This is a genomic window from Thalassotalea sp. 1_MG-2023, assembly GCF_030546745.1.
Classification (GTDB): Bacteria; Pseudomonadota; Gammaproteobacteria; order Enterobacterales; family Alteromonadaceae; genus Thalassotalea_C.
In genome coordinates this window covers 37,375-55,500 of record NZ_JAUOPD010000007.1, presented here as the reverse complement: position 1 = coordinate 55,500, position 18,126 = coordinate 37,375, and the positions used below count along the sequence as shown (strand labels likewise).

The 18,126-nt window shown below is 37.9% G+C and carries 15 protein-coding genes; 10 read left to right on the top strand and 5 right to left on the bottom strand.

Features of this window, described 5'->3' with window-relative positions:
- Nucleotides 1-86: 86 nt before the first annotated feature.
- Together Q4489_RS07670 and Q4489_RS07665 are read left to right on the top strand one after the other, a co-directional pair.
- Nucleotides 87-1,151, top strand: a complete 1,065-nt coding sequence (locus Q4489_RS07670; RefSeq protein ID WP_303478665.1) for a sensor histidine kinase — start codon at nt 87-89, stop codon at nt 1,149-1,151.
- A 4-nt stretch (nt 1,152-1,155) separates the two neighbouring features.
- A complete protein-coding gene (locus tag Q4489_RS07665) occupies nt 1,156-1,980 on the top strand; it encodes a LytTR family DNA-binding domain-containing protein (protein WP_303478664.1) in 825 nt (274 codons plus the stop codon).
- A gap of 32 nt (nt 1,981-2,012) precedes the next feature.
- Here the strand turns inward: Q4489_RS07665 and Q4489_RS07660 are convergent, their stop codons facing one another.
- Nucleotides 2,013-3,050: an ATP-dependent 6-phosphofructokinase gene (locus tag Q4489_RS07660; RefSeq protein ID WP_303478662.1), complete on the bottom strand. Its 1,038-nt coding sequence runs from the start codon at nt 3,048-3,050 to the stop codon at nt 2,013-2,015.
- A gap of 81 nt (nt 3,051-3,131) precedes the next feature.
- Between Q4489_RS07660 and Q4489_RS07655 the strand changes: the two genes are divergently transcribed.
- The gene (locus Q4489_RS07655) at nt 3,132-3,977 is read left to right on the top strand and encodes a DUF6279 family lipoprotein (protein WP_303478660.1); all 846 of its coding nucleotides are present in this window, start codon (nt 3,132-3,134) and stop codon (nt 3,975-3,977) included.
- Nucleotides 3,978-4,110: 133 nt separating this feature from the next.
- Here the strand turns inward: Q4489_RS07655 and pyk are convergent, their stop codons facing one another.
- Both pyk and Q4489_RS07645 read right to left on the bottom strand, forming a co-directional pair.
- Entirely contained in the window at nt 4,111-5,562 is a 1,452-nt protein-coding gene (gene pyk / locus Q4489_RS07650; RefSeq protein ID WP_303478657.1) for a pyruvate kinase, read from the bottom strand.
- Between the two features lie 78 nt (nt 5,563-5,640).
- Nucleotides 5,641-6,489: a MurR/RpiR family transcriptional regulator gene (locus Q4489_RS07645; RefSeq protein ID WP_303478655.1), complete on the bottom strand. Its 849-nt coding sequence runs from the start codon at nt 6,487-6,489 to the stop codon at nt 5,641-5,643.
- Nucleotides 6,490-6,802: 313 nt separating this feature from the next.
- On the opposite strand from Q4489_RS07645, the gene zwf reads away from it, so the two are divergent.
- The 5 genes from zwf to Q4489_RS07620 are packed head-to-tail and all read left to right on the top strand — an operon-like array spanning nt 6,803 to nt 12,409.
- Nucleotides 6,803-8,272 carry a glucose-6-phosphate dehydrogenase gene (zwf, locus tag Q4489_RS07640; RefSeq protein WP_303478654.1) on the top strand — a complete coding sequence of 490 codons (1,470 nt, stop codon included), beginning with the start codon at nt 6,803-6,805 and terminating at the stop codon, nt 8,270-8,272.
- Nucleotides 8,272-8,964 (top strand): 6-phosphogluconolactonase, encoded by a 693-nt coding sequence (gene pgl, locus Q4489_RS07635; protein ID WP_303478651.1) that lies wholly within the window; start codon nt 8,272-8,274, stop codon nt 8,962-8,964. Before zwf ends, pgl begins: the two co-directional genes overlap by 1 nt.
- A gap of 3 nt (nt 8,965-8,967) precedes the next feature.
- Nucleotides 8,968-10,794 carry a phosphogluconate dehydratase gene (gene edd / locus Q4489_RS07630; RefSeq protein ID WP_303478649.1) on the top strand — a complete coding sequence of 609 codons (1,827 nt, stop codon included), beginning with the start codon at nt 8,968-8,970 and terminating at the stop codon, nt 10,792-10,794.
- Nucleotides 10,791-11,765, top strand: a complete 975-nt coding sequence (locus Q4489_RS07625; protein WP_303478647.1) for a glucokinase — start codon at nt 10,791-10,793, stop codon at nt 11,763-11,765. Before edd ends, Q4489_RS07625 begins: the two co-directional genes overlap by 4 nt.
- A complete protein-coding gene (locus tag Q4489_RS07620) occupies nt 11,762-12,409 on the top strand; it encodes a bifunctional 4-hydroxy-2-oxoglutarate aldolase/2-dehydro-3-deoxy-phosphogluconate aldolase (RefSeq protein ID WP_303478645.1) in 648 nt (215 codons plus the stop codon). The genes Q4489_RS07625 and Q4489_RS07620 overlap by 4 nt, the downstream gene beginning before the upstream one ends.
- Nucleotides 12,410-12,567: 158 nt before the next feature.
- Here the strand turns inward: Q4489_RS07620 and Q4489_RS07615 are convergent, their stop codons facing one another.
- Complete coding sequence (locus Q4489_RS07615) at nt 12,568-13,557, bottom strand: 2-hydroxyacid dehydrogenase (RefSeq protein WP_303478642.1); 990 nt, start codon at nt 13,555-13,557, stop codon at nt 12,568-12,570.
- Between the two features lie 139 nt (nt 13,558-13,696).
- Between Q4489_RS07615 and Q4489_RS07610 the strand changes: the two genes are divergently transcribed.
- Nucleotides 13,697-15,337 carry a M28 family metallopeptidase gene (locus Q4489_RS07610; RefSeq protein WP_303478639.1) on the top strand — a complete coding sequence of 547 codons (1,641 nt, stop codon included), beginning with the start codon at nt 13,697-13,699 and terminating at the stop codon, nt 15,335-15,337.
- 73 nt (nt 15,338-15,410) lie between these two features.
- On the opposite strand, the gene Q4489_RS07605 is transcribed toward Q4489_RS07610, so the two are convergent.
- The gene (locus Q4489_RS07605; protein WP_303478911.1) at nt 15,411-17,399 is read right to left on the bottom strand and encodes a S9 family peptidase; all 1,989 of its coding nucleotides are present in this window, start codon (nt 17,397-17,399) and stop codon (nt 15,411-15,413) included.
- A gap of 263 nt (nt 17,400-17,662) precedes the next feature.
- Between Q4489_RS07605 and Q4489_RS07600 the strand changes: the two genes are divergently transcribed.
- A complete protein-coding gene (locus tag Q4489_RS07600; RefSeq protein WP_303478636.1) occupies nt 17,663-18,112 on the top strand; it encodes an N-acetyltransferase in 450 nt (149 codons plus the stop codon).
- The last annotated feature ends 14 nt before the right edge of the window (nt 18,113-18,126 follow it).

Genomic DNA, 18,126 nt, shown 5'->3' with positions numbered 1-18,126 from the left:
CCGTACATTTGTTACGACTAGCGGTAATGCGCCATAGTACTGCGTAGATCATAATGATAAGTAACGGAGAAAAATAGGTTGTTTTTGTGAATTGGACGAAGTTGATAGAAGATAGAAACCGTTTATTTTGGTTAATGCACACTGCGGGCTGGTTTGGCTTTGCACTTGTTCATTACCTAGGATCATTATTGCATGATCTACGTGATATTTTTACGGTGATTATTTTATTAAATGCCTATGCTGGTTGGTTGTTTACCATTCCGTTGCGTTATGTTTATCGTAAAATATGGAACTTCACCCCATTAAAAATAGCCTTGTATGTTCTTGCATGCTCATACATTACTGGCCTTATTTGGCAAGTGGTGCAAAACATTAACTATTGGGAAATTTATAAGCACGGTTATCGTCCTGATAACTTGATTTATTACGCTAGAAATACCACGTTTTCTTTCTTTATCGTTTTAAGCTGGAGTTTGCTGTATTTCGGGACAAAGTATTATCAAATGCTGCAAAAAGAAAAACAAAACGTGTTAAAAGCAAATACCGTTGCACATGAAGCGCAACTTAAAATGCTTAGGTATCAGCTAAACCCACACTTTTTGTTTAATACCTTGAATGCGATTTCTACCTTAATTTTAGTTAATGAAAATAACACCGCTAATAAAATGGTCACCAAACTGAGCGAATTTTTACGATATTCACTTGATAAAGATCCGATGAAAAAAGTAACGCTTGAAAGTGAACTACAAGCGTTAAAGTTGTATCTTGATATTGAAAAGGTAAGGTTTGAAGAACGACTACAGGTTAATTTTACCGTTGATGCAAATTGTCAAAAAGCTTTGGTACCTAGTATGATCCTTCAACCGTTAGCAGAAAATTCGATAAAGCACGCAATCGCAGTACAAGAACAAGGTGGTGCTATAAATGTTAATGTTTCTAGCTTTGGTAATGATCTACTACTTGAGTTATCTGATAACGGCCCAGGCGCTGAAATCACAGAGGGTAATTTATATCGAGAAAATGGCGTAGGGCTTGCCAACACAAGAGAGCGTTTACAGGCTCTTTATGATGTAGATTTTTCACTTGTTGTATCCAACAATACACCAAATGGTGTTAAAGTGAACATCAGAATGCCGTACGAAGTTGGATAAATGAATGGGCAAAAAATTATCTACCATCATTGTTGATGATGAAGCATTGGCTAGAAAGGGTCTAGCCGTTAGATTACAATCACATGATGATATTGATATCGTTATGGAATGTAGTAATGGTAGAGAAGCAATTGAAGCGGTAAGAGCTTATCAACCTGATCTTATGTTTCTCGATATACAGATGCCAGGTTTGGATGGTTTTGAAGTGATGCAAGCATTGTTAGAGCAACACTTGAAACTACCGGTTGTTGTGTTTGTTACTGCCTTTGATCAATACGCGTTAAAAGCGTTTGATGTTCATGCTCAAGATTATTTAATGAAACCAGCAGATGAAGAACGTCTTGCGCAAACACTAGCTAAAGTAAGAAGTAGCGTATCAAGTTCAGAGCATGCAGTTCACGTTGAAAAACTTGTTAAACTTGTTAGTGATGTAACTGGCCACGATAGCCAAGATATTATTAATGATCTGGCGAATAATAACCCGGTTAATGTATCGCATTATTCAGACGTACTTGCCATTAAAGATGGTGGTGAAGTTAGCCGTGTACCGGTCAAAGAAATATTATGGATCGACGCTGCCGGTGATTATATGTGTGTTCACACAAATAGCGAGACACATATCTTGCGTAAAACCATGAAGCAGCTTGAAGAGAGTTTAGATCCGCGTTTATTTATTCGAAGTCATCGTTCAACCATTGTTAATAAAAATTATGTTGATAAGTTTTGCAGCCAATTAAACGGGGAATATTATCTAGTGATGACTAATGGTAAAGAACTAAAGGTTAGTCGCAGCTATAAAGAAAAGGTCAAACAGTCAATTACTTCCTAAAGTGACCTTAACTTATTCCAAGTGAATATTTTCTATGTATCTGTTTGGGCCGTCATGGCTAAGATATTTTGTTGTGCATCAACTAATGACTGACTCACTTGCTTCTGATGGAGTGCTGTTTGAGCTAATGGTATAGAAACCATGGCGTTATTCTGTTCCCCGATCATCACATCCGTTTGTTGCTGCATAATTGCTTGAATAGCTGCTACGCCCATTTTTGTTGCCAATATCCTGTCTTTAGCAACAGGTGAGCCACCTCGTTGTATATAACCAAGCGTACAAAGTGTGCAATCGACCTTTGATGCCGCTGAAAGTTCGTCAGCAAAAGCTTGGCTGCCGCCTGGCCATAAGTTTTCAGCCATAACAATTAAATAACTAGCTTGATTGACAACAATAGACTGTTTAATGTTATCAGCGAGTTTATTTAGCGTTGATTGTTTTTCCGATGGTTGAAAGTTTTCAAAAGATATCACTTGTTCAGCAGCGCACGATATTCCAACATTAAAAGTAATATGTCCGCTTTTACGCCCCATGAGTTCAACAATGAAAACACGATCGAAGGCATTGGCGGTATCTCGTATTTTATCTATCGCATCAATCGCTGTATTTACAGCTGTTGAAAAGCCAATAGTGTAATCAGTACCGTCTATATCATTGTCTATGGTGCCAGGTATTCCTATAGTTTGTCCTTGCCATTGGTTTTGTATCGCTTGTAGGCCACAAAAGGAGCCGTCACCGCCGATAACGATTAAGGCATCAATTTCATGGTGTTTCAAGGTATCAACCGCTTTATTAATGCCGCTTTTTTCAGTCATTGCTTGGCAGCGTGCACTTTTTAAAATAGTGCCACCTAATCGTATAATCCCTTGAACATCATCTGGGCTAAGCAAACTACATTCGTTGTCAATTAAGCCGTTATATCCGTGATGAAAGCCAGTAACATTAATATTATTAGCGGTAGCAGCGAGAACAACCGCTCGTATTGCTGCATTCATGCCTGGGGCATCACCACCACTGGTAAGCAAGCCAACATGTATTGTTTTGCTTTTTTGTTTATTGATTGCAGACATAGATGGTTACATTCATACTTTGCTTTGATTTTTTAATACGTTAACCTAATTTGATACAAGATTCACGGGAAGAAAACTAAGATGCAATTAAAAGGTAAGATTTTTATTATTTTATTTGTCGGCTTATTAACGGGTTGTAGTACAACGTTCATGTACAACCACCTTGATTGGTGGGTGGGTTGGTATCTTGATGATTACGTAGATTTAACTCGAGATCAGCAAAGAAACTTCGATAGAAAATTTGACGAATTACACCAGTGGCATCGTGATACTCAATTAAATCGGTATATAGTGCAATTAAAACAATTTAAATCACAAATATCCGAAGGTGTTAGCGAAGAAGATTTAGCTGAACATCAAGAAAAAATATCAGGCCATTGGCAAGTGTTAATGCAAAAAGTTGCTCCTGAAGTTGCACAACTTTCTCTGCAATTAAGCAAAAAACAAAGAGAGTCGCTTGTTGAAAATATTAAGAAGATCCGCCAAAAGCGTATCGATGAACATGAAAATTTAAGTAGAAAAGAATGGTTAGCAGCGAGAGAGAAGGAACAAATTGCTGATCTAAAAGAGTGGGTAGGAAAACTAACCAGTTCACAAAAACAGAAGGTTAATGAGTTGGTTAATGGACTTAAGAGTGAACGAGAGTATTGGTTAGCTTATCGAAAATCTTGGCAACAATCTTTTTTTACACTGTTAACACCTGAACAATTAGATCAGAGTTACGTAGACGCTTTTACCGATCTTATGATCAATGGTAGAAAACAATTACGCAGTGAAGAGTTTCTTGCACTTGCTAGCCAAAACGATGCTATAACTCGTGAGATAACCATGCATATACTGAATACTTTGACAGCTAAGCAGCGTAAGAAGCTATTAAAGAAACTTGATGATTTAATTGAAGACTTAACGGAATTATCAGAAGATTAAGGCATTTAAATTTAATTGATGTTTCTTACATTAAGTAAAATGAAATAACAGTAAACAGGTTTTGTGCCGTTTTAATTGACAAAAAAGGTAGCATATTTGCTACCTTTTTTTACGACTATTAGTCACTAACGTATTAACTTAATAGTGCTTTAGTCACGGTTAGTACTTTAAGTGTATTTGTGGCACCCACAGTTTCCATTAAATCACCGTGAGTGAAAATCACTTTATCACCTTCGGTTAAATCTGAACGTTTTATAACTGCTTTTAGCACATCATTTGAAAGCGAATCATTATTGCTTGATGTTGAATCAAATTCTAATGGATAAACCCCGCGATAAATGGCACTTTTATTTAACGTTTTTTGATGGCGTGACAAGGCATAAATAGGTAAGCCAGAGGTTATTCTCGACATTAATTTTGCTGTTTGACCTGACTCTGTCAATGCAATAATCGCTTTAACACCATTTAAATGGTTAGCTGCATACATTGCTGATAGGGCAATTGTCTCAGATACTTCATTAAACATGAGCTCTAAACGATGCTTTGAGGTATTAACTGAACGATGTTGTTCAGCACCAATACATACGTTTGACATTGCGGTAACGGTTTCTACGGGATATTTTCCAGCGGCAGTTTCTGCCGAAAGCATTACTGCATCAGTACCATCTAATACAGCGTTAGACACATCCATCACCTCAGCACGCGTTGGCATTGGTTGTGTGATCATGGTTTCCATCATTTGCGTTGCGGTGATCACAGCACGGTTTAATTGGCGTGAACGGGCGATAATATGTTTTTGTTTTCCAACCAGTGCAGCATCACCAATTTCAACACCTAAATCACCACGAGCAACCATAACAACATCTGAAGCTAATATAATATCATCTAAAGTTTTATCATTGTTTACGGCTTCAGCACGTTCAATTTTTGACACTAAACGCGCATTACAGTTTGCTTCTTGAGCTAATAAACGGGCTTCTCGCATATCTGATGCGTCACGCGGGAAAGAAACCGCTAAGAAATCAACATCAATCTTAGCAGCTGTTTTAATATCGGCTTTATCTTTGTCAGTAAGCGCTGGTGCTGTTAAACCACCACCTTGGCGATTTATACCTTTATTATTTGATAATGGACCACCCACGGTAACTTCTGTAAATACCGAATGTTCGTTTACGCTTAAAACTTTTAGCTGAACACGGCCATCATCTAGCAATAAAATATCGCCTTGGGTAACATCTTTCGGTAAATTTTTATAATCTATACCTACTTTTTCTTGACAGCCTTCACCCTTAGGTAACGTTGCATCAAGTTCGAATTTATCGCCAACACTCAGCTCGATAGGACCATTTTTAAAAGTGGAAACACGAATTTTAGGCCCTTGTAAATCACCTAAAATACCGACATAAATGCCTAACTCTTTTGCTAATTCTCGTACCGTATTAGCCCGCTGAATATGATCATCAGCAGTACCATGAGAAAAGTTTAAACGAACAACGTTGACACCTGCAGCGAGCACTTTCTTCAACGTTTCTCTATCTTCAGTTGCAGGACCTAAGGTCGCAACAATTTTCGTTCTTCTAGGCATTTTAATCCTTATTAAATTGCATATAAATATAAACAGTAAAGGGTCTTTCGACCCTTATATATTAATGATTAACTGTTGTTAGTCTCTGCGCTCAAATCTTGAGCTTCTTAAACTATCTTTTACTTTCTTTAAGTTATCTCTAAATTTAGTACCACGACGTAATGTAAAGCCAGTAGCAAGAATATCGATTAACGCTAACTGTGCTATACGTGAAGACATAGGCATATATAAATCAGTGTCTTCAGCAACATCTACTGATAACACAATGCTACATTCTTTCGCTAACGGAGTACCTTCTGTAGTAATGCCGATAACCGTTGCATCGTTTTCTTTCGCTAAGCTTGCAACCTCTACGAGAGACTTTGTTCTGCCTGTATGCGAAATCAAAACAACCACATCACCTTGCTGACTGTTTATAGCACTCATTCGTTGCATTAATATGTCGTCGAAGTAGGCAACAGGAACATTAAAGCGAAAAAACTTATTTAAGGCATCGTGAGCAACAACCGCGGATGCGCCTAAGCCGAAAAATGAAATTTTGTTCGCTTGTGTTAATAAATCAACTGCGCGATTTAATGTACCAGTGTTTAAACTTTTACGAGCAAGTTCTAAACTGGCCATGGTTGATTCAAAGATTTTTGCCGTGTATTCATCGGCGCTGTCATTTTCATCAACATGTCGGTTTACATATGGCGTACCATTTGCCAAGCTTTGTGCTAAATGTAATTTGAAGTCAGGGTAACCTTTAGTATCTAAACGACGACAAAAGCGATTCACTGTAGGCTCACTAATGTTGGCTTGTTTAGCCAACGCTGCGATACTTGCGTGTATTACGGTGCTAGGAGAAGACAATATCACTTCAGCAACTTTACGTTCTGATTTACTGAATGTGTCTAATTCATTGGCAATTTTTTCTAATATATTCATGCATTAGTACCCTAGATCTTTTAACATAGTACCCGAGATCTTTTTATTGGCTGTAATTAATTTTCTGTGTTGAAAACAGTAAATATGAAAATTTATTTCATTTTGCATAACAATATAAAACAAAATGGTAATTTTTTGCAAATGTTTAATACTATAAAACAGACTTTACTGATTGCAGTGCCTAAATATTTCGAACATTTTTAAATTTGTAGTAAAATTACAAAAAGTTCTTTACTGAGCGTTCAACAAACGCTAAATTATGAGCAAATGTAGTTTAGTTACAATGACAAGATAAAATTAGAGAATTATCCCTATGAAAAATACTGAACAACAGTCGGCTAGTGAAATTGTACTTTTCGGTGCGCTTGGCGACCTATCTCGTCGCAAATTATTACCTGCGCTATACCAATTAGATCATGTTGGCTTGTTAAATGATAAAAGTCGAATTGTCGGTGTTGCTCGACAAGATATTTCATTATCAGAGTTTAACGACTTTGTGTTGGAAAATTTAACCACTTTTGTCAAAGAGGGATTAGATGAAACTACGTTAGCAAGATTCAAAGCTCGCTTGGTTTATCAACAATTAGACTTTAAACAAACGGAAAGTTACAACACACTTGCTGATACCTTATCTGGTGGTCATGAAACACGTATTTACTACTTTTCAACACCGCCAGCGATTTATGGCGATATTACTGACGGACTCAAGAAAGCAGGTTTAGTAACAGAAGCTGATCGAGTTGTCATGGAAAAACCTATTGGACATTGCCTTGAATCATCAAAGGTAATTAATGACCAAGTGTCTCGCTATTTTAATGAAAATCAAATTTATCGTATCGATCATTACCTTGGTAAAGAAACAGTACTAAATTTATTGGTGCTTCGCTTTGCGAACTCTTTATTTACGACCAATTGGGATCGTAATTGTATTGACCACGTACAAATTACCGTTGCTGAAAGCGTCGGTATAGAAGGGCGCTGGGGCTTTTATGATGAAGCTGGGCAAATGCGTGACATGGTACAAAACCATTTATTACAAATTTTGTCATTATTAGCGATGGAACCGCCAGCTGACTTAAGTGCTGATAGTATTCGTGATGAAAAACTTAAAGTCATTAAAGCGCTTGTGCCGATCACTCGTCAAAATGTTAAAGATAAAACGGTACGCGGCCAATATTCAGATGGTTTCTTAAATGGTGGTCCAGTGCCAGGCTATTTAAACGAAGATGGTGCAAACGAAAACAGCAATACAGAAACCTTTGTTGCGATAAAAGCTGAAATTGATAACTGGCGTTGGTCAGGTGTCCCGTTTTATCTTCGTACGGGTAAAAGAATGCCAGCAAAACACAGTGAAATTGTTGTGCACTTTAAACCTCAGCCACATAACATTTTTAAAGAAAGCCATGCTGACTTACCTGCAAACAAGTTAACGATACGTCTTCAACCCGACGAAGGTGTTGAATTGCAGATGATGAATAAAATTCCTGGTATTGCCTCACAACTTAATATCCATGAAAACAAACTTGATTTGAGTTTCTCTAAAATTTATCAAGATCAACGCGTAGTTGATGCTTATGAACGTTTGATGCTTGAAGTGATTAACGGTAATCAATCGTTGTTTGTACGTCGTGATGAAGTCGAAGCGGCATGGACATGGGCAGACGGCATTATAGAAGCATGGCAATCAAGCAATGAAGCGCCTAAACCATATGCAGCTGGTTCTTGGGGCCCTGTTTCTTCAATTTCTTTGATCGCTCGTGACGATCGTCAATGGGTAGAATAATGCATCAATTAAACGAATTTAATACAAGAGAAGAATTAGACATCGCACTTGCAAACAAAGTAGCGAATATTTTAGCAGATGCTGTAGCACTCAATGGTCGTGCAAGTATTGCAGTATCTGGTGGTTCAACACCGAAAGGTTTTTTTCAAGCGTTATCTAAAAAAGAGTTGCCTTGGACAGATATCACCGTGACTCTCGCGGATGAGCGATGGGTAAGCATTGATAATGAATCAAGTAATACGCGGTTAGTGCATGAAAACTTGCTGCAAAACAATGCGGTAAACGCTAAGTTTTTTCACTTAAAACAAGGTGAACACTTAACACAAGAGACACTCGCTGATCTTAATTTAGCGGCGAAAAGTGCATTGCTTCCGCTTGATGTATTGATATTAGGTATGGGAGAAGATGGACATACGGCATCTTTGTTTCCATGTAGCGAGCAAATTGATGAATGTTTATCGTCGACAACAGCACCACTATTGAAAGTAAAGCCTACCACAGCACCACATGAACGAATTTCGTTCAGTTTTGCGTATTTAAAACCAAGCAAAAATACTATTTTGCATATTAGTGGTTTAAATAAGAAATCGGTGTTGGAAAAAGCACTATCTGATCAAGATAGACGTGAAATGCCAATTCGGGCATTTTTGCACGACCCAGAAATTAACACTCAAGTGTATTGGGCGGAGTAACTTATGAATAAACAAGTTTTAGCGATCACTGATCGTATTATTGAGCGCAGTAAAGAGACGCGTGCAGCTTATTTGAAGAAAATAGAACATGAGAAATCTACCACGGTTCATCGTGCTAATTTATCTTGTGGTAATTTAGCACATGGTTTTGCTGCATGTAGTAAGCAAGAGAAAGATGTATTACGGGGTATTAACCACTCAGATATTGCTATTGTATCAGCATATAATGATATGCTTTCTGCTCATCAACCTTATGAAACATACCCTGAGGTAATTAAAGAAGCCGTTGCTGAAACCGGTGGTGTTGCACAATTTGCTGGTGGTGTACCTGCTATGTGCGATGGCGTTACACAAGGTCAGCCAGGCATGGATCTTAGCTTAATGAGCCGTGACGTTATTGCAATGTCTAGCGCAGTTGCGTTATCGCATAATATGTTTGATGGTGCATTAATGCTGGGTATTTGCGATAAAATCGTACCAGGGTTATTAATTGCTTCAATGACGTTTGGTCATTTACCAACAGTATTTGTACCAGCAGGGCCAATGCCTTCTGGTATTCCAAATAAAGAAAAAGCGCGTGTACGTCAGCAATTTGCCAAAGGTGAAATTGGTGAAGACGAGTTACTTGAAGCTGAATCTGCGTCATATCATACCGCAGGTACTTGTACATTCTTTGGTACAGCAAACTCTAATCAACTTGTTGTAGAAGTTATGGGGTTACATTTACCAGGGGCTTCTTTTATACCACCAAATACGCAATTACGTGAAGAATTAACAAAAGCTGCCGCTCGCCAAGTAACACGCTTAACTCAACAGTCAGGTAATTATATGCCTGTTGGCAAAATGATTAATGAAAAATCAATCGTTAATGCCATTGTTGCGTTATTAGCAACAGGTGGTTCAACAAACTTAACGATGCACATTATTGCTTTTGCTCGAGCTGCCGGTATTATCATTAATTTCCAAGATTTTAATGACTTATCAAATGCTGTACCGTTAATTACCCGTATTTATCCAAATGGTCATGCAGACGTTAATCACTTCCAACAATCTGGCGGTATGGCGTTACTGTTCAAAGAACTTTTAGGGGCTGGTTTACTACACCCAGATGTTGAAACTATTTGTGGGCCTGGTTTAGAGCGTTACACTAAGCAACCTGAAATTGTTGATGGTAAATTGCAATGGGTTGACAGTACAGATGTTTCAGGTGACCCAGAAGTTATTGCTACTACTAAATCACCGTTTAAGCCTGATGGTGGTTTAAAAGTACTTAAAGGTAATTTAGGTACCTCGGTATTAAAAACGTCATCATTACGTGAAGGTAGTTTTGTGATCAAAGCCCCAGCAGTTGTATTTGAAGATCAGCACGAACTAGATGCAGCGTTTAAAGCGGGTGAACTTGAAAAAGATTTTGTTGCTGTTGTTAGGTTTCAAGGTCCTAAAGCGCGTGGCATGCCTGAATTGCATAAATTAACGCCACCTTTAGGTGTACTCCAAGATAAAGGTTTCAAAGTTGCGTTAGTTACTGATGGTCGTATGTCAGGCGCATCAGGTAAAGTGCCAGCTGCTATTCACTTATGTCCTGAAGCTTTAGACGGTGGCACTATCGCGAAAATTCAAAATGGTGACATGTTGCTTGTTGACGGTGAAAAAGGTGAATTAGTTCTATTAGTAGACGAAGCTGAACTTGCTGCACGCGACAATGCTACTTTCCAAGTAAATGGTCATCATCAAGGTATGGGACGTGAATTGTTCGGTTTTATGCGTCGCAATTTAAGCACTGCAGATACGGGTGCGTGTTCATTATTCGATGAAGGTTCGACGTTATGAATCAAGCGACCATTAATTTAGTTGCTGATATTGGTGGAACAAATATTCGTCTTGGTATTGCTAGGGCGAATGGAGAAGTTAATGAATTAACGGTTTACCAGTGTCGAGAATTCAATAGTTTGCAAGCAGTTGTTCGCCATTATATTGAAGAAAACCATATCTCGAATAATACGATAAATGCATGTTTTGCTATTGCTTGTCCTGTTGATAACGACATCATTCAGATGACTAACTTACCTTGGAAATTCTCGGTAAGTGAAATAAAACAAGAGCTTAAGTTAAATAAACTTCTGTTAATTAATGACTATACGGCTATCGCATATGCGGTACCGTATTTGAATGATGATCAAAAAGTACAAATTGGTGAAGGTTCAGTTATTGCAAATAAACCTATCTCTATTTGTGGTCCTGGCACAGGGTTGGGTGTTTCTAATGTAGTACCCGTTAATAATAATTGGTATGCCATTAGTGGTGAAGGTGGGCATGTTGATTTTGCTCCAATTGATGCAATTGAAGTGAAAATATTCGAATTTCTTGATAAAAAATATCCTCATGTGTCTTATGAGCAATTGCTTTCAGGCTTGGGTATTGAACAAATTTATCAAGCATTGAATGATATCTACCAAGCAGAATTACCCACTCGTACAGCTAACCAAATATCTGAACTAGGACTTTCTGGTGACTGTCGTATTTGTCATCAAACGTTGCAACAGTTTTGCAAAATCTTAGGAAGTTTTGCTGGTAATTTAGCCTTAACCATGTCGAGTTTTGGTGGGGTTTATATTGCTGGTGGAATTGTTCCGCGTTTTATTGAATTTTTTAAACAAAGTGAGTTTAGAAGCCGGTTTGAGAGTAAAGGGCGCTTAAGCTCGTTTAATCACACTATACCAACCTTCGTGATCACTGAATCACAACCGGGAATTTTAGGCGCTTCAGCTTATCTTCGACAACATAATAAAGAGGAATTATGACGTTAGCTAAAAATTGGCAAATTCAGCCAAAAGATCTGTTTGCCCTTGGGCCAGTTGTACCAGTATTAGTGATCAAGAATGTTGAAGATGCATTACCCATCGCTGAAGCTTTATTAGCGGCAGATGTAAAAGTGTTAGAAGTGACACTTCGTACGCCAGCAGCATTAGATGTGATAAAAACTATTGCAAAAGAACTACCGGAAGCTGTTGTTGGAGCAGGTACCGTGACTAACCGTGAGTTACTACAGCGCTCTGCTGATGCTGGTGCAAAGTTTGCGATTAGCCCAGGTTTAACAAAAGATTTATTACAGGCGGGTAATGAAGGTGATTGTGCTTTAATTCCAGGTATTTCTTCTATTTCTGAGCTTATGGACGGTATTGATTACGGTTATGATCACTTTAAATTCTTCCCCGCAGAAGCGTCGGGCGGTGTGAAAGCGATCCAATCTATCGGTGGACCATTTCCAGATATTCGTTTTTGCCCAACAGGTGGCATCAATCTGAACAATATCAAAAACTACTTAGCGTTACAAAATGTGATGTGTTGTGGTGGATCTTGGTTAGTATCAGATGAAATTATTGCAGGTAAAGATTGGGGTAAAATTACTGAACTTGCAAAACAGGCACTAGCGCACGTAAAGTGATTTAACGCAAGGTGGTGTTATAAAGACCAGCTTCTTGCTGGTTTTTAAAACACTTATCTAAACTGATTGCTTTTATTAAAATGTTGGCTAAACAAACTATCTTTGTGAATATTTTTGGCCTTCAATGTCGCTTAACATTTTAGCTTTGAAGATGAATTTTAAAGTTCATTTCCAGAAAGTTCTCCTTTAGACAAACTTAATAAATTATTAATGGTTGTTTTCGCGATAGTTTCAAGCGCCTCTTGGGTAAAAAATCCTTGATGCCCAGTGATTAATACGTTCGGAAATGTTAGTAAACGCTCAAAAACGTCATCGTTAATAATTGTTTCTGATAAATCTTCAAAAAATATCTCGCTTTCTAATTCGTAGACATCAAGACCAAGTAAACTAATTTTTTCTGCTTTTAATGCTCCGATTAATGCTTGGCTCTCAATTAAAGCTCCACGACTCGTATTTATTAGCATTACGCCATTTTTCATAAGATCGATAGTCTGGGTATTTATTAGGTGTTTTGTTTCCTTATTCAGCGGACAATGTAAACTAATAATATCTGCTGTTGTTAATAATTCGGTCAAAGTTACGTAAGTCCCTCCTTCCTTTATTACGTTATCGTTAGGGTAGGGATCAGTGCAAATAATACGGCATCCGAAGCCTCGTAATATTTTTATAGTGGCTAAACCTATGTTTCCTGTACCGATAATTCCTACAGTTTTATGATGAAGGTTAAAACCTACTAATCCATCTAATGAAAAGTTCCCTTCGCGAACTCGATTGTAGGCTTTATGATATTTACGACTTAACGTTAACATAAGGCCGACGGTATGTTCAGCAACTGCTTCAGGAGAATATACAGGTACCCTACAGAGAGTAAACCCTAATTTTTTCGCTGTAGTTAATTCAATATTGTTATAACCTGCACAGCGTAAGGCAATAATGTTGACTCCGAAGGAATTGAGTTGATTAAGTACTTCGTTGTCGATAATGTCATTGACGAAAACACAAACAGCGAATGCTCCTTTCGCTAATGTAACAGTTTCTGCAGATAATCTAGATTCAATATATTTAAAGACCAGCCTATCACTAGCATTGAATTTGTTAAGGTATTCAATATCATATTTTTTTGCGCTAAAAACAGTAACTTGTAGCATGATTTTACCTTAAGAATATATTAAGCGTATTGACTTTTTATTTTACACAATAACGTAGATTAATTCATTTAATGCTCTGGTGTTCTATCTTGTTTGTGGCTAAGCTGAGCATTCAAACTCAACGATTAGGATAATAAGAGTGAGCATAAAAATAAACACTATGATTGCCGCATGCATTCTCAGTTATTGTACTGTAAGTCATGCAAATGATAATTTTAATCAAGCATATCAATCTTTTGATGAAAAAGAGATAAAAGCAGATATTAAAACCTTATCTTCAGACGCATTTGAGGGTCGTGAACCTTCTGGCGTGGGTGAAAAGCTTACCACCGATATGCTTATTAAACGGTTTAAGGCACTAGGTTTATCACCAGGTAATGGTGATAAATATACTCAAGCAGTACCTATGGTTAGTATTACCAGTAAGCCTGAAACATCACTAAACATTGCTGATTTACGGTTTGATTTCCCTAAAAACTTTGTCGCAACTTCACGTAAAACACAAAAAAGCATACAACTTAAAAATTCTGAACTCGTTTTTGTTGGTTATGGTATTAACGCGCCAGAGTATCAATGGAATGATTATAAAAATGTTGATGTGAAAGGGAAAACCGTCGTTGTTTTAGTGAATGATCCTGGTTTTGCCACGCAAGATTCAGAATTATTTGAAGGCAATACCATGACATATTATGGTCGTTGGATCTATAAATATGAAGAAGCTGCTCGTCAAGGTGCCGCAGGTGCCATTATTGTGCATGAGACTGAGCCAGCAAGTTATGGTTGGAATGTCATCGAAAGTAGTTGGACTGGAGCACAATATCATTTACCTGCAAAAGAGGTTAACGAGCCAGCTATCGATGTAGAAATGTGGATCAGTATTGAAAAGGCAAAAGCGTTATTTGCCAAAGCAGGGAAAGACTTTACTGAAATGAAAAAATACGCGTTGGCTAAAAACTTCAAAGCTACGCCACTTAATTTAACCGCCAGTATTCGTTTAACAAATGAGATTAAATCTTCGACATCAAATAATGTTATCGCTACTCTTAAAGGGAGTGAACACCCAGATGAGCATATACTTTATATGGGCCATTGGGATCATTTAGGTAGTTATACTGATGACAATGGCAAGCAGGTGATTTTTAACGGTGCGCACGATAATGCAACAGGCACTGCAGGTTTGATGCACATTGCTAAAGCCTATCAAGCCTTAGGTAAAGCACCTAAGCGTTCTATTACCTTTGCCGCGGTTACAGCTGAAGAGCAAGGCCGTTTGGGATCACGTTATTTTGCTAACCATCCAACCATACCGTTAAAGCAAATAGTTGGCTTGATAAATATGGATAGTTTAGATGTTACAGGCAAGAAGAAGGACGTTACTGTAGTAGGCTATGGAAAATCTGAACTTGAAAACTATTTATCTGAAGCGGCTAAAAGGCAAGGTAGAACGTTAACTGCAGAGCTTACGCCAGAAAGAGGCTATTATTATCGTTCAGATCACTTTAGTTTAGCGAAAAAAGGTGTACCAGCACTAAGCGCAGGTGGTGGTTCAGTATGGTATAACGATGCAGAAAAGCAAATAGGTAACCGTGTTAAAGCCGAGGTAGCAAAATGTTACCATCAAGCCTGTGATGAATATAATGAAGCATGGGGTTGGCAAGGTTTAATCGCTGAACTGCAATTGTTCTTTGAAACAGGTTATTTATTGGCAGAGTCTTCTGAATGGCCAAATTGGCGTGAAGGCACTGAATTTAAAACATACCGTGATAACATGATGAAATAAAAAGCTATTTTGTCTTCAACAAAAAGGGGTTAACAAATACGTTAACCCCTTTTTGATATCAGCATTTCAAAATTTACTGTTGTTTTGGCTTGTTTTTGTATTTTTCGAACCAAGCTAAAGTATTCTCAATTTTTGCGATCATACGAGAAGGTTTGCCGGCAATGCCATGTGGGGCACCCGGTACTTTGACCAAAACCGTATCAACTTTTCGCAATTTAAGTGCTTGATAGAATTGCTCAGTTTGCGCCATTGGAGTGCGAAGATCTTCTTCACCTGTCATCAGTAACGTTGGGGTTGTCACATTACCGACTAATGACATTGGTGAACGTTGCCAGTAATGTTCAACGTGCTCCCATGGCATACCTGGAAATTGTGTAGGTATTTGTCGTAAACCACTATCTGCGGTTAATACTTTACTCAACCAGTTGATCACCGGCTTAACGACGGCTGCTGCGGCAAATCTGTCTGTTAAACCAATTGCATAAGCTGTGGCAATGCCACCAGCAGATCCACCTGCGATAAACAAATTGTTTTCATCAATAAAGCCTTTAGCGATCATGGCATCTACACCTGAATTATGATCGGCAAAATCTTCTTTTGAGCTGTATTTATATTTAAGCAACATAGCAAAGCGTTCACCGTACGAACTACTGCCACGGTGATTATCATAAAATACTACATAACCTTGAGCTGCAAATCGTTGTAGCTCTGCTGAAAAATGAGGGCCATAAGCTAAATGAGGTCCGCCATGAATTTCTAACAATAACGGATACTTCTTTTTAGGGTCAAAGTTTGGTGGTGTTATATACCAACCTTGAATATTTTCACCGTCAAACGATGATTTATAGTTAATTTCGTGTACTTCACCTAGGGTTTTATGGGCAAGTAAGTCTTCGTTTAGTGTTGTCAGTTGTTTAACGCTACCTTTTGTATTTACAACAGCAACATCACTCGGGCGCTGACTTGTCCCTTTAGTAAAAACAATTTTTCCTGAATCATTGGCATGAAACTCACCACTGATATAAGGACGGCCCAAAGTGGTGCCTGATAAGCTATCGGTTAGGTCAGTAATTTTTCCTTTGGTGGTCATTGTAGCAACTTTTCGTTTACCAAAATCATCATACGCAAAGGCTAGCTTACTGTTTGATAGCCATTGTGGACTTCTTATTGAGCGATCAAAGTCTTTAGCGATGATTTTCGCTTCTTTTGAAGACCAGTTCATGATGTTGAGTTTGGCATTACGGTATGGATTTAATGCATTCGATGTTGATAAAAATGCAAGCTTCTCACCGTTATTAGAAAAGCTAGGGCCATATTCTTTACCTGGCGCAGAGGTTAGCTGTGTTAACTGACCATCTTTTAAAGATACTGAAAATAAATCTCCTTCTAAGCCTTTATATTCCCAGTCATCTCGTCTGTTAGCAGAAAATACAATTTCATCGCTGGCATTATTCCAAGACAGTGTGCCTCTATGATGATAATTCCCTTGGGTTAGTTGTCTTGGTGTACCACCATCAGACGGGATAACAAAAATATGACTATAACCTGGTTTGATCAATCCTCTACCATCTGCTTGATAATAAGCTTTGTCGATCACAACGACTGGTTTCGCCCATTTAGCGCCTTTTGGTTTTTTCGGCATTTTTGCAAGCTTACTGTTTGGTGCACTGACTTTTTGACTAAACGCCAACCACTTACCGTCAGGTGACCACGTTAAGCTTGAGATGCCTGTCTGTAATTGACTGACCATCGCTGTACGATTGCTGTCTAAGTAATGAATATGTATTTGGTACTTGCCACTAATATTACTGATAAATGCTAATTTTTTACCATCAGGTGACCATCGTGGTTGCGAATATTGCTTATCATCAGAAAATAGTGGTTCGTGCATTCCTGATTTAATATTTAACAGCCATAAGTCTCGGTTTTTACCATCGGTCATAATGTCATAGGCATTTCGAACATATACTGCTGTTTTGCCATCAGGAGATATACGTGGATCAGACGCGTATTCTAATGAGAAAATATCTGTTGAAGTGAACACATCTGCTGCGATTGTCATAAATGGCGTTAGCGCGGTAGCTAACAATAATTTGCTAAAGGTTGGCTTTAACATACAAGGTTCCATTATTAATTTTAGTATCTGTTCATTTTAGGGTAAGTTGTTTTATTTACACTGTTATTTGTCGTTTTTATTGTTCATCTTACCGACTTTGTTACAATTTTGGTGTACTTAATTTAGTATCCGTGACTACAATTACCGTTTTGCAATTTCAAAAGTAAAGAAAATTTCTCGGTGCTCTTTATCAACTAGTAAGTGAATATATGAAAATAACAATAAATAAAGCGACAGTGGACGATGCAAATAAAATAGCCCCTTTATTTGACTTATATCGACAATTTTACCAAGAAGCTTCTGATATTAATCTCGCGATAGACTTTCTTACTGCTCGTTTAAGCAAAGGTGAATCAACCATTTATTTTGCGATTGACGATGCAAATACTGTGCATGGTTTTACCCAGTTATTTCCAAGCTTTTCGTCAATATCTGCACAAGCAACATGGATCTTAAATGACTTATTTGTCATTGAAGAATCAAGAGGTATTGGTATAGGGAAACTGTTATTAGAGCGGGCAGAAAAGCTTGCGATTAACTCTCATGCCAAAGGAATAGGGCTTGAAACAACGACTGACAACGTGTCTGCACAAAAATTATATGAATCATTAGGTTATGAAATAGCAGACGGCTATTTACAGTATTTTAAAACCTTATAGAGGATCTTTTGAGA

Coding starts and splice junctions, on each gene's coding strand:
- Q4489_RS07665 (WP_303478664.1), top strand. CDS start 1,156: ATGGGCAAAAAATTATCTACCATCATTGTTGATGATGAAGCATTGGCT.
- Q4489_RS07660 (WP_303478662.1), bottom strand. CDS start 3,050: ATGTCTGCAATCAATAAACAAAAAAGCAAAACAATACATGTTGGCTTG.
- Q4489_RS07655 (WP_303478660.1), top strand. CDS start 3,132: ATGCAATTAAAAGGTAAGATTTTTATTATTTTATTTGTCGGCTTATTA.
- pyk (WP_303478657.1), bottom strand. CDS start 5,562: ATGCCTAGAAGAACGAAAATTGTTGCGACCTTAGGTCCTGCAACTGAA.
- Q4489_RS07645 (WP_303478655.1), bottom strand. CDS start 6,489: ATGAATATATTAGAAAAAATTGCCAATGAATTAGACACATTCAGTAAA.
- zwf (WP_303478654.1), top strand. CDS start 6,803: ATGAAAAATACTGAACAACAGTCGGCTAGTGAAATTGTACTTTTCGGT.
- pgl (WP_303478651.1), top strand. CDS start 8,272: ATGCATCAATTAAACGAATTTAATACAAGAGAAGAATTAGACATCGCA.
- edd (WP_303478649.1), top strand. CDS start 8,968: ATGAATAAACAAGTTTTAGCGATCACTGATCGTATTATTGAGCGCAGT.
- Q4489_RS07625 (WP_303478647.1), top strand. CDS start 10,791: ATGAATCAAGCGACCATTAATTTAGTTGCTGATATTGGTGGAACAAAT.
- Q4489_RS07620 (WP_303478645.1), top strand. CDS start 11,762: ATGACGTTAGCTAAAAATTGGCAAATTCAGCCAAAAGATCTGTTTGCC.
- Q4489_RS07615 (WP_303478642.1), bottom strand. CDS start 13,557: ATGCTACAAGTTACTGTTTTTAGCGCAAAAAAATATGATATTGAATAC.
- Q4489_RS07605 (WP_303478911.1), bottom strand. CDS start 17,399: ATGACAATCGCAGCAGATGTGTTCACTTCAACAGATATTTTCTCATTA.
- Q4489_RS07600 (WP_303478636.1), top strand. CDS start 17,663: ATGAAAATAACAATAAATAAAGCGACAGTGGACGATGCAAATAAAATA.